At 69.9% G+C, this 11,981-nt stretch carries 9 protein-coding genes; 5 read left to right on the top strand and 4 right to left on the bottom strand.

Annotated elements, in window-relative coordinates; translation table 11 throughout:
• Positions 1 to 75 precede the first annotated feature (75 nt).
• The 4 genes from pstA to JX283_RS06460 form a co-directional block, all read right to left on the bottom strand.
• Positions 76 to 966, bottom strand: coding sequence for a phosphate ABC transporter permease PstA (gene pstA / locus JX283_RS06475; RefSeq protein ID WP_204829846.1), 891 nt, complete (start codon positions 964 to 966; stop codon positions 76 to 78).
• Positions 963 to 1,823: a phosphate ABC transporter permease subunit PstC gene (gene pstC / locus JX283_RS06470; RefSeq protein ID WP_204829845.1), complete on the bottom strand. Its 861-nt coding sequence runs from the start codon at positions 1,821 to 1,823 to the stop codon at positions 963 to 965. Before pstC ends, pstA begins: the two co-directional genes overlap by 4 nt.
• Positions 1,824 to 1,827: 4 nt before the next feature.
• On the bottom strand, positions 1,828 to 2,715 hold the full coding sequence (locus JX283_RS06465; protein WP_204829844.1) for a substrate-binding domain-containing protein: 888 nt from the start codon (positions 2,713 to 2,715) through the stop codon (positions 1,828 to 1,830).
• A gap of 434 nt (positions 2,716 to 3,149) precedes the next feature.
• Positions 3,150 to 5,705, bottom strand: a complete 2,556-nt coding sequence (locus JX283_RS06460; protein WP_204829843.1) for an RNA helicase — start codon at positions 5,703 to 5,705, stop codon at positions 3,150 to 3,152.
• A gap of 128 nt (positions 5,706 to 5,833) precedes the next feature.
• On the opposite strand from JX283_RS06460, the gene JX283_RS06455 reads away from it, so the two are divergent.
• The 5 genes from JX283_RS06455 (at position 5,834) to pflA (ending at position 11,967) form a co-directional block, all read left to right on the top strand.
• Entirely contained in the window at positions 5,834 to 7,123 is a 1,290-nt protein-coding gene (locus tag JX283_RS06455) for a 4Fe-4S binding protein (protein ID WP_204829842.1), read from the top strand.
• Between the two features lie 84 nt (positions 7,124 to 7,207).
• Positions 7,208 to 8,260, top strand: coding sequence for a redox-regulated ATPase YchF (ychF, locus tag JX283_RS06450; protein WP_204829848.1), 1,053 nt, complete (start codon positions 7,208 to 7,210; stop codon positions 8,258 to 8,260).
• A gap of 373 nt (positions 8,261 to 8,633) precedes the next feature.
• Entirely contained in the window at positions 8,634 to 10,769 is a 2,136-nt protein-coding gene (gene pflB, locus JX283_RS06445; RefSeq protein WP_204829841.1) for a formate C-acetyltransferase, read from the top strand.
• 52 nt (positions 10,770 to 10,821) lie between these two features.
• Entirely contained in the window at positions 10,822 to 11,073 is a 252-nt protein-coding gene (gene grcA3, locus JX283_RS08645; protein WP_305082432.1) for an autonomous glycyl radical cofactor GrcA3, read from the top strand.
• Positions 11,074 to 11,172: 99 nt separating this feature from the next.
• Entirely contained in the window at positions 11,173 to 11,967 is a 795-nt protein-coding gene (pflA, locus tag JX283_RS06435) for a pyruvate formate-lyase-activating protein (protein ID WP_370583425.1), read from the top strand.
• Positions 11,968 to 11,981: the final 14 nt, after the last annotated feature.

The following is an 11,981-nucleotide window of genomic DNA, read 5'->3' as shown; positions in this document are numbered from 1 at the left end:
GGGCGGCGGCTTTCGAGTAGTCGTGGACGCAGGGGGCGGCGTCGGCCTCGGGCCGCGCCAGCGTGGGCTCGAACATCAGCGGGATCCCTTCAGGAGCCTCATGGTGAGGTTGGTTGCAAGGTTGACAACGAGGACCAGGGCGAGCAGGACGACGGCGCAGGCGTAGGCCTCGTCCACGTGCAGGCCCTCGTTGGCGAGCACGTACATGTGGGTGGCGAGGGTGCGGCAGGAGTCGAGCAGCGCGCCCGGGCCCCGGCCGAGGAGGTCGGGGACCTGCGCCACGGTGCCGGCGGTGAAGAGCAGCGCCGCGACCTCGCCCACGCAGCGGCCGAGGCCCAGCAGGGCGCCACCGGCGATACCGGGCGCGGCGCTCGGCAGCACGCAGCGCACTACGGTGCGCAGACGGCCGGCACCCAGGGCGAAGCTCCCCTGGCGCCAGGACTGCGGCACCGCCATGAGGGCCTCCTCGGTGGTGCGCACGATCACCGGCAGCACCATGAGGGCCAGGGTCGCGGCGCCCGAGGCGAGGGAGAGCCCCCAGCCGAGCACACCCGTGAAGAACAGGAGGCCGAAGAGCCCGTACACGATGGAGGGCACACCCTGGAGCGTCTCGCAGGTCAGGCGCACGACGGCGACGAGCCGCGAGCCGGGCCTCGCGTACTCCACCAGGTAGATGGCCGCGGCGACGCCCACGGGCACGGCCACGCCAAGGGAGGTGGCGGCCATGAGCAGCGTGGAGACCAGGGCCGGCATGAGGGAGACGTTCTCGGAGGTGTACTCCCATGCGAACAGGTCGGCGGTGATGTGGGGCACGCCCCGGACGATGACGAACCCCACGAGGCCGGCCAGCACCGCGAGGGTGAGGGCGGCCCCGAGGCCCACGAGGGCCCTGAGGGCGAGGGTCGGCCANTCGCGGCGGGCNCGGCGCGCCGGGGCGGCGACGGCCTCGCAGGTTGCGGGGCTCACTGGGCGCTCCTCTCGGTCTTGAGGGTGTGGAACAGGGCGCAGACGAGCATGACGAGGACGAAGAGCACGACGCCNGNGGCGATGAGGGCGCCGCGGTGCAGGTCGGCGGCATAGCCCATCTCGAGCACGATGTTGGCCGTGAGGGTGCGCACGCCGTCGAAGACCGACCCGGGGACCTGGGGCTGGTTCCCGGCCACCATGACCACGGCCATGGTCTCGCCCATGGCGCGGCCCACGCCGAGCACGACGGAGGCCAGGATGCCCGAGGCCGCGGCCGGCACCACCACGGTGAAGACGGCTCGCTCGTGGCTCGCGCCCACGGCCACTGCGCCCTGGTAGTAGGACTCGGGCACGGCGTCGAGCGCGTTCTTGGAGACGGTCACCACGGTGGGCAGGATCATGATGCCGAGGAGGACCGATGCGGCCAGGAGCGACAGGCCGCGGCCCGCCATCTCGGTGCGGATGAAGGGCACGAGCACCATGAGGCCGAAGAACCCGTAGACCACCGACGGGATGCCGGCGAGCAGGTCGATGCCGCCCTTGAGCAGGGTGGACAGCCTGCCGCTTGCGAACTGTGAGAGGTAGACGGCGGTGAGGACGCCCGCGGGCACGCCGACGACGAGGGCGCCGGCCGTGACATAGACGCTGCCCACGAGCATGGGGAAGATGCCGTAGAGGTCGCTCGTGGGCTTCCAGGTGCTGCCGAGGAGGAAGTCGGGCAGGCCGATCCGGACCATGGCCGGGATGCCGTTGGCGAACAGGAAGATGCAGATGAGGGCGACGGCGGCCACCGAGACGAGCGCCGCCGTGCCGAAGACGGCGCGGGCCGCGCGCTCCTTGAGGATGTTGGTCTTCACGGCGTCACCCTCGGCCCTGGAGCTCTGCCCACGAGGAGNCGTCTCCCGCGAAGACGTCGCGCACCTGCTGCGTGGTCAGGTCCGTGANGGCTTGGGAGGGCGCCACGATCACGGCGATGCCGTCGAGGGCCACCGGGGAGCAGGTCAGCCCCTTGGCGGCCTCGCTGTCCTTGAGGGCGCGGGAGGCCATGCCGATGTCGGCGGTGCCGTCGGAGGCCATGGTGATGCCGGTGGTGGAGTCCGAGGTCTGGATCTCGACGGTGACCGCGGGGTTGGCCTCCTTGTAGGCCTCGGCGATCTTCTCGGCCACGGGGGCGACCGACGAGGACCCGGCGACGACCACCTTGCCGGAGGCGCCGGACGGGGTGTAGGGGGCGCCGTCGGTCGCCGTCACGTAGCCGGCCTCCTCGGCCACCTTCTGACCCTCGGCGCTCTCGGCGAAGGCGACGAAGTCCTTGGCGGCGTCGGAGAGGCCGTCATCGGTCACGAGGTTGAGGGGGCGGACGAGCCTGTAGGAGCCGTTCTTGACGTTGGCGGGCGTGGCCTCCACGCCGTCCACGGCCACGGCGCGCANGGCGTCGGACAGGGAGCCCATGGAGACGTAGCCGATGCCGTCGGGGTCGCCGGCCACGGAGGTGAGCATGACGGAGGTGGAGTTGGTGATCACGGCGTCGTTGGTCGTGAGGTCCACGGGGGTGCCGTCGGAGGCCTTCTCCTCGAGGCCCACGAGCTCGACGAACGCGCTGCGGGTCCCGCTGCCGTCCTCGCNGGAGAAGACGTTCACGGAGCCGCCGGCCTCGGCGGAGGCTTGAGGCTGGCCACAGGCGACGAGGCCCACGGCGCAGAGGACCGCGGCGNGGGCGGCGGCGATACGGCGGGTACGGNCGTGCATGGAAGTCCTTTCATCGGGGGCGAGATGCGAGACCGATGATGGGGGCCCCACATCAAGCCGTTGTCAGCCCAATGAAAAGCTTCTGTAAAGACCGGACGGTCCCGATCCCACGTTGACTGCGCAAGATGCGACGGCGAAAGCACCCGGCCGACGGAGCGGTCGCGGCCCGTGCCGCCCGCAGAACGCCTTGCGGGTGGGCAAACGCCCGCAGAACGTTCCGCGGGCGTTTCTCGGCCGCCTCGTCACCCGCAGGTGCTTTTGCGGGTGGTTTTCGGCACCATCGGCACCCGTAGAACGTTCTGCGGGCATCCCACCCCGGCCTGCGGGCGGATGCGGTGCCACCCAGGGTGCCCGGCCGGGGTGGCGGTGGGACAAAAGTGCCCGACCATTGGGACAAAAGTGTCCGGGTGGTGGGATGGTGGGACAGGGGCCTGTCACGCCTCCCAGAAGCCGGCGCGGTAGTTCTTGAACACCACGCCGTCGCTTGCCTGGGTGGCGTCGAGGTCCACGTCGGCCGTGATGCGGAAGTCATGGTCGCCGTCGGCGTCCGAGAAGATCTGTCGCACGTGCCACACGTGGGCGGATTCCTCGTCGCCGTCGTCGATGTCGAAAAAGGCCGCCGAGCGCGCGTCGCCGTCCAGCAGGATCTCGTCGTGCTCGGCGTAGAGGCGTTCGAGCACCTGGCGCCACACGCGCTCGCCGTAGCCCCAGTCGGCGNCCAGCTCGCCCAGGGTCGCNGNGTCGCGGCGCGCCGCCAGGGTCTGTNGGCGGAACAGGGCGTTCCTCACCAGCAGGGTCAGGCCTCGGCGGTCCTTGACCACGGCGTCGGAGGCCACGAAGGCGCCGGGCCCACCGTCCTCCTCCTCGCCGGCGGCCTCCCAGGCGTCCACGAGGCTGGAGTCCACCGAGCGCACCATGAGGCCCAGCCAGGCGCAGANCTCGTCCAGGCGCCCGTCGTGTTTCTCGGGCGGCACGGTGCGGTCCAGGGCGCGGTAGGCCNCGGAGAGGTAGCGCAGCAGGATGCCCTCGAACCTCGCGATGCCCAGGGCCTGCACGTAGCTCTTGAAGTCGTTGGCGCTCTCGAGCATGGCGCGCAGCACGCTCTTGGGCCGGAGGCTGAAGTCGCGGGCCCAGGGCACCTCGCGGCAGTACATCTCGAACGCCGCCTCCAGNTCGTCGGCCAGGGGCTTCTCGTAGTCGACGTCGGCGNGGAGCTCGACGCGCTCCTCGTAGTCCACGCCCTCTGCCTTGAGGCGCTGGTTCTCNGCCTCCCTGGCCTTCCTGAGCTGGGCGCGCAGGATCTGGTAGGGGTCCTCCAGGGTGGCCTCCACCATGGAGACCACGTCCAGGGCGTAGGAGGGGTCCTCCGGGTCGAGGAGCTCGAGGGCCGCCAGCAGGAACGGCGAGAGGGGCTGGTCGAGGGCGAAGTCCTCGGGCAGCTCGCGGGTGAGGGCGTAGGTGGGGCCGCCCCCGCCGTCCTCGCGCACCACCACGCCGGTGTCGATGAGGGTGGCGAAGACCTCGTCGGCCCTGGCCTCGAGGGCCTCCTTCTGCTCGGGGGTCTGCAGGGAGTCCTGGATGATGCGCGAGACGGCGGCCCGGGCGTCGCCGCCGCGGCCCACGACCTCGAGCACCATGGAGTGCGTGACGTCCATGCGCGGCGTGAGCTTCTCGGGCACGGACTCCACGAGGCGCTCGAACGTGCCCTCGTTCCAGTTGACGAACCCCTCGGGCGGCCGCTTCTTCTTCACGCGGCGGCGCTTCTTGGGGTCGTCGCCGGCCTTNGCCAGGGCGCGGGCGTACTCGATGTCGTGCTCGGGGGCCTCGGCCACCACGACGCCCTCGGTGTCGAAGCCGCTGCGCCCGGCGCGGCCGGCGATCTGGTGGAACTCGCGGGAGCGCAGACGGCGCTGCCGGTGGCCGTCGAACTTGGTGAGCTGCGTGAACACCACGGTGTGGATGGGCNCGTTGATGCCCACGCCCAGGGTGTCGGTGCCGCAGATCACAGGGAGCAGCCCCTGCTGGGCCAGGCGCTCCACGAGCAGGCGGTAGCGCGGCAGCATGCCGGCGTGGTGCACGCCCACGCCGCTGGCCAGCAGGCGCTTGAGGATCTTGCCGAAGGCCGTGGAGAAGTTGGTGCCGCGGCAGGCCTCCTGGATGCGCTTGCGCTGCTCCTTGGTGGCGATGCCGAACGACGAGAGCGCCTGCGCGGAGTCCAGCGCCGCCGCCTGGGCGAAGTGCACGATGTAGAGGGGCCCCTCGCCTTCGCGCAGGGCGAGCTCCACCGTGGCCTCGAGCGACGTCATGGCGTAGCGGTAGCTGAGCGGCACGGGCCTCTCGGCGTCCATGACACGGTCCACGTCGCGGCCGCTCATGCGCTCCATGAGGGCCACGATGTCGTCCATGTCGCCCAGCGTGGCGCTCATGAGCAGGAACTGCGTCTGGGGCAGGCAGAGCAGCGGGATNTGCCAGGCGCGGCCGCGGTCGGGGTCCGAGAAGAAGTGGAACTCGTCGGCGGCGACGCTGGAGATGTCGGCCCCGTCGCCCTCGGCGAGGGCGCGGTTGGCCAGGATCTCGGCCGTGCAGCAGACGATGGGGGCGTCCGGGTTGATCTGCACGTCGCCCGTGAGCATGCCCACGAGGTCGCGGCCGAAGAGGTCCACGAGGTCGAAGAACTTCTCGGACACCAGGGCCTTGATGGGGGCCGTGTAGTACGAGGTCTCGCCCCGGGCCACCGCCATGAAGTGCATACCTAAGGCCACGAGGCTCTTGCCGGAGCCCGTGGGCGTGCCCAGCACCACGTGGTCGCCCATCATGAGGGCCATGAGGGCCTCCTCCTGATGGGGCCAGAGCTCGATGCCACGGCCCGAGCACCAGTCGAGGAACGCGTCGAAGCAGTCCTCGCGGGTGAGCGTCTCGCGTCCGTTGAGCTCGAGGGCGAGCTCCCCCAGCTCCCCGAACTCCTGGGGGGAGACGATCTCTGATGCCATGGGCCTGCCTTCCGCAGCGGTTTGGACGTCGGCCTCCCATGGTACGCCGCCGGGGCGCCCTGTCCTACAATGTTGGGTTCAGACCGCGTGCAGACCGCGCGCCCGGCGCCGTCACCCAAGGAGCCCCCATGGCCGAGAAGCGCGACTTCCTCGACGACATCATCGACATCTCCCAGGACTTCCAGGCCATCCGGAACCCCCTGGCCGACATCGCCAACACCCTGGCCGCCAAGCCCGGCGAGGTCCCCGTGTGGAACCCCGCCGACTACAAGGAGCGCCCGCGGGCGGCCACGCCGTCGTGCACCAGCTGCAAGTCGCGGGACACCTCCACCTGCACCCGCTGCGTCGACGTGTGCCCCAAGGGGGCCGTCCACGTGGACGACGGCGCCATCGAGATCGACGACACCTGCATCAAGTGCGGCCTGTGCGTCTCGGTGTGCCCGAGCGAGGCCTANCACACGCGAGAGATCAACACNGTCAAGCTCTACGACCGCATCGCCGGCGCCGCCGCCAGCCACGAGACCGCCTACGTCACCTGCACCCGGGCCCTCGGGCGCCTGCCCCGGGAGAACGAGGTCGTGCTGCCCTGCGTGGGCGCCGTGCCCTCCGAGACGTGGTTCGCCCTCATGACGCGCTTCCCCAACATCGCCGTCTACCTGCCCCTGGGCATCTGCGACCGCTGCCGCACCACCACCGGCGAGCAGACCTACTGCGACATGATCTCCCGNGCCGAGACCTGGGCGGGCTTTGGCNTGGACCTTGTGGTGGACGAGGCCGACCTCACCTGCGAGGTGCGCCGCAGCTGGCAGCGCAAGGAGTTCGTGGAGAACATCATGAAGAGCGGCGAGCGCCTGGTGAGCCGCACCAACCCCGTGCTCACGGCGGCCAAGCGGGTGCGGGGGCTCCTGGACGCCCACAAGAGGCAGATGGACCAGGTGCAGCACACCCTGGACCGGGCCGTGGGCGTCACCAACGCNAAGAACCGCCGCCGCGTCCTCNCCGACCGCCGCAAGCAGGTCATGGGGGCCCTCCAGNAGCACCCGGAGCNGGCCGGCAACATCGACCTGTACCAGCCGGTGTGCGACATGGCCCTCTGCACGCTCTGCGGCAGGTGCGAGGACGTGTGCCCGGTACGCTGCATCCAGATCGGCGAGGACGGCCGCTGGANCGTGGAGGCGGAGTTCTGCGTGCAGTGCGGGGCCTGCGAGCACGTGTGCCCCACGGGCGCCATCGAGTACGAGTTCTCCGACGCCGAGGAGCTGGTGCTTCCCGACGAGGAGGAGAAGGACCGCCGCGAGCGCGAGGCCGAGTCCAAGGCGGAGCTGGAGCGCCTCAAGGAGCAGGGCCGGAGCCAGGTGCTCAAGGGCCTCGACATGCTGGAGAGGCTCGGCGGCTCACTGGCAGACGACGAGGGCTAGGCCGGCGCCTCAGCGCCCGGGGGCCGCCGTGCGGGGTACAGTGGGAGGAGCACCCTCCAGAAAGGAACCCCCGTNTCTCTCTCCATCGGCATCGTCGGGCTGCCCAACGTGGGCAAGTCCACGGTCTTCACGGCCCTCACCAAGCGCGCCGGCCTGGCCGCCAACTACCCCTTCGCCACCATCGAGCCCAACGTGGGCATCGTGGACGTGCCCGACGCCCGCCTGGGCGAGCTCGCCGCCATCGTGAGCCCCGACCGCATCGTGCCGGCCACCGTGGAGTTCGTGGACATCGCCGGCCTGGTCAAGGGGGCCAATGCCGGCGAGGGCCTGGGCAACCAGTTCCTGGCCAACATCNGTGAGANCGACGCCATCTGCGAGGNCGTGCGCTACTTCTCCGACNCCGACGTCGTGCACGTGGACGGACGGGTGGATCCCGCNGCCGACGCCGACACGATCATGACAGAGCTCATCCTCGCCGACATCGCCACGCTGGACAAGCAGCTGCCCAAGCTGGAGAAGGAGGCCCGCCGCGACAAGGAGCTGGCGCCCAAGCTCGCCGTGGCCCAGCGCCTGCTGGCGTGGCTCAACGACGGCGGCCGCGCCNCGGCCATGGACATGACCGACNACGAGCGCGCCGCCGCCAGGGAGCTCTTCCTGCTCACCATGAAGCCGGTNATCTACGTGGCCAACGTCGACGAGGACAAGGTGGGGGAGACCCCGGTGCCCATCGACGGCCAGACGCCCATCCCTATCTGCGCCGAGGTGGAGGCCGAGCTCGCCGAGCTGGGCGACGAGGAGGCCAAGGACTTCCTGGAGAGCCTGGGCCTGGAGCGGAGCGGCCTCGAGACGCTGGCCCAGACCGCCTATCGCACGCTGGGCCTGCAGAGCTACTTCACCGCCGGCCCCATGGAGGTCAAGGCATGGACCGTCCCCGTGGGCGCCAAGGCACCCCAGGCCGCCGGCGTGATCCACTCGGATTTTGAGCGCGGCTTCATCAAGGCCGAGGTCGCCAGCTACGAGGACTACGTGGAGCTGGGCGGCGAGGCCGGGTGCCGCGCCCAGGGCAAGCTGCGTATGGAGGGCAAGGACTACGTGGTGCAGGACGGCGACGTGATGCACTTTCGCTTCAACGTCTAGGCCCCCTGTCCCACCACCCGNACACTTTTGTCCCAATGGTCGGGCACTTTTGTCCCAGGTCGTACAGTTTCCCCGTCACGCACCACCGTGGCGCGCCGGTCGCGAGACCGCGCCACGGTGGTGCGCTTTTCGGCCGGTCCGCCGGGTTTCCCACACCACAGTGGCGCACCGGCTGCAAGACCGCACTACCGTGGCGCATCCCGGCACCCTGCCGCCCCGCCGCCGGGCCCCGCTCCGCCCTCATCGAGCATGCCAAACCTCGTTCACCCACCCAGTTACCGGTATTTCAGTTGGGCTGTTCCGGCACCCCTCCGGCTCTGCTAGGTTTTTGCTTGGAAAGACTTCAAGGTTCTCGCAGAAAGTGAGCATCGCCATGCAAGAGACTCCGGTCGCCTGGGAGGGCTTCGCCCCGGGCCCCTGGCAGCATGAGGTCNACGTNCGCGACTTCATCCAGCGCAACTACACCCCCTNCGAGGGCGACGAGACCTTCCTCGAGGGTCCCACCGAGGACACCGAGTACCTGTGGGGCGAGGTCATGGACCTCTTTGCCGCCGAGCGTGCCATGGGCGGCGTCATCGCCATGGACACCGACGTCATCTCCACCATCACCAGCCACGGCCCCGGCTACATCGACAAGGGCCGCGAGACCGTCGTGGGTCTGCAGACCGACAAGCCCCTCAAGCGCGCCCTGCAGCCCAACGGCGGCATCCGCATGGCCGTGCAGGCCTGCGAGAGNCACGGCTACCACGTGGACGAGAAGATCGTGGACATCTACACCAACCTGCGCAAGACCCACAACGCGGGCGTGTTCGACGTCTACACCCCCGAGATGCGCGCCTGCCGCCACTCCCACATCATCACCGGCCTGCCCGACGCCTACGGCCGCGGCCGCATCATCGGCGACTACCGCCGCGTGGCCCTCTACGGCCTCGACTTCCTCATCGCCGACAAGAAGCGCCAGAAGGAGGGCACCGAGTCCACGATGACCGAGCCGGTCATCCGCCACCGCGAGGAGCTCTCCGAGCAGATCCGCGCCCTCCAGGAGCTCAAGGAGCTCGGCGCCATCTACGGCTTCGACCTGGGCCGTCCCGCCGAGACGCTGCAGGAGGCCATCCAGTGGCTGTACTTCGGCTACCTGGGTAGCGTCAAGGAGCAGAACGGCGCCGCCATGAGCCTGGGCCGCACCAGCACCTTCCTCGACATCTACGCCGAGCGCGACCTCGCCCGCGGCATCGTCGANGAGCGCCAGGTGCAGGAGTACGTGGACCACTTCATCATGAAGCTGCGCATGGTCAAGTTCGCCCGCACCCCCGACTACAACGAGCTGTTCAGCGGCGACCCCCAGTGGGTCACCGAGTCCATCGGCGGCATGGGCATCGACGGCCGCCCGCTGGTCACCAAGATGAGCTTCCGCTACCTCCACACCCTGGAGAACCTCGGCACGAGCCCTGAGCCCAATCTCACGGTGCTCTGGTCCACCCGCCTGCCCGAGGCCTTCAAGCGCTACTGCGCCAAGATCTCCATCGTCTCGAGCTCCATCCAGTACGAGAACGACGACCTCATGCGCGTGTACCATGGCGACGACTACGCCATCGCCTGCTGCGTGAGCTCCATGCGCGTGGGCAAGGAGATGCAGTTCTTCGGCGCCCGCGCCAACCTGGCCAAGTGCCTGCTCTACGCCATCAACGGCGGCGTGGACGAGGTCGAGGGCACCCAGATCGGCCCCAAGTACCGTCCCGTGGAGGGCGACGTCCTCGACTACGACGACGTCATGGACAAGTTNCACGACATGATGGACTGGCTGGCCGGCGTCTACGTGAACGCCCTCAACATCATCCACTACATGCACGACAAGTACTGCTACGAGCGGCTGCAGATGGCCCTCCACGACGAGCACGTGCACCGCTGGTTCGCCACGGGCATCGCGGGCCTCTCCGTGGTGGCCGACTCCCTCTCGGCCATCAAGTACGCCACCGTGCGCCCCGTCCGCGACGAGCGCGGCATCGTGGTGGACTTCGCGGTGGAGGGCGACTTCCCCCGCTACGGCAACGACGACGACCGCGTGGACGCCATCGCCGCCGAGGTGATCGAGGACTTCATGCACGACATCCGCGGCTACGAGACCTACCGCAAGTCCGTGCCCACCACGTCGGTGCTCACCATCACCTCCAACGTGGTGTACGGCAAGGCCACCGGCTCCACTCCCGACGGCCGCAAGGCCGGCGAGCCCTTCGCCCCCGGCGCCAACCCCATGCACCACCGCGACAGCTGCGGCGCCGTGGCGAGCCTCGCCTCCGTGGCCAAGATGCCCTTCAAGGACNCCCAGGACGGCATCTCCAACACGTTCTCCATCGTGCCGGGCGCCCTGGGCAAGGACGGCGATGTCATGTTCGGCGACCTCGACCTCGACGCCTTGGGCGTGGAGGTGACCTTTGCCAACGATGTCCCCGCTGCCTGCGCCGCCGACGCCTCCGCCCGCGAGGGCGCCGTGGACGTCGACTGCTCGTAGCGCCCGCACCCGACCACCCGACCACCTAGAAGCCCCTACGGAAGGAGCTGCCNTGACCACCAGCGANGTCTCCGCCGACCAGGTCGACAACCTCGTCTCCATGCTCGACGGCTATGCCGAGAAGGGCGGCCACCACCTCAACGTCAACGTCTTCAACCGCGAGACGCTGCTTGACGCCCAGGCTCACCCCGAGAAGTACCCGCAGCTCACGGTGCGTGTCTCCGGCTACGCCGTGAACTTCAACAAGCTCACCCGCGAGCAGCAGGACGAGGTCATCTCCCGCACGNNCCACGAGGCGCTCTAGGCNGATAAGCGCNTGAAAACGACTGAGGACGGGTCGCGCCTGCAGTGTGGGGCGCGACCCGTCCTATGATTGGCGGGGCTGAGGAACGAGGAGGCAGGTGTGGAGAAAGACGAGGCGGGCAAGATCGGGGCGCTGCGGGCCCGGGAGGGTCGCGTGCACTCCATGGAGACCATGGGCACCGTCGACGGCCCGGGCACGAGGCTCGTGGTCTTCTGCCAGGGGTGCCCCATGCGCTGCGCCTACTGCCACAACCCCGACTCCTGGGACCCGGCGGCCGGCTCCGTGACCACGGCGGGGGAGGTGCTCGACCTCTTCGAGCGCAACCGCCCCTTCTACCGCCGCGGCGGCATCACGCTCTCCGGCGGCGAGCCCATGCTGCAGCCCGACTTCGCCGCCGCCGTGTTCGCCCTGGCCCATGCCGCGCCGGCGGGGCGCATCCACACGTGCCTGGACACCTCGGGCATCGCCTTCTCGGCCGCCTCGCCCGAGCGCCACGCCGCCCTGCTCGACGAGTNCGACCTCGTGCTGCTGGATGTCAAGCACGCCNTCGACGAGGGGCACAGGGAGCTCACGGGCAAGGCCGCCGGCAACCCCCGGGCCCTGGGCGACGAGCTCGCCCGCCGCGGCACGCCTGTGGTGGTCCGCCACGTGGTGGTGCCAGGCATCACCGACGACCCTGAGGAGCTCGCCGCCCTGGGTCGGCTCATCGCCCGCTGGGACAACGTCGTGGGCCTCGACCTGCTGCCCTACCACACCATGGGCGTGGGGAAGTACCGGGCGCTGGGCCTGGACTACCCCCTGGAGGGCGTGTCCGCGCAGGAGAAGGGCGCCATCCCGGGGCTGCGCCGACAGGTGCTGGAGGCCCGCGCCGCGGCCCGGTCCGACCGCGGTTGACAGGGGCCCGCCCC

It is taken from the genome of Olsenella sp. CU969, assembly GCF_905219715.1.
Lineage (GTDB): Bacteria > Actinomycetota > Coriobacteriia > Coriobacteriales > Atopobiaceae > Granulimonas > Granulimonas faecalis.
This window is presented reverse-complemented; position numbering and strand designations above follow the sequence as displayed.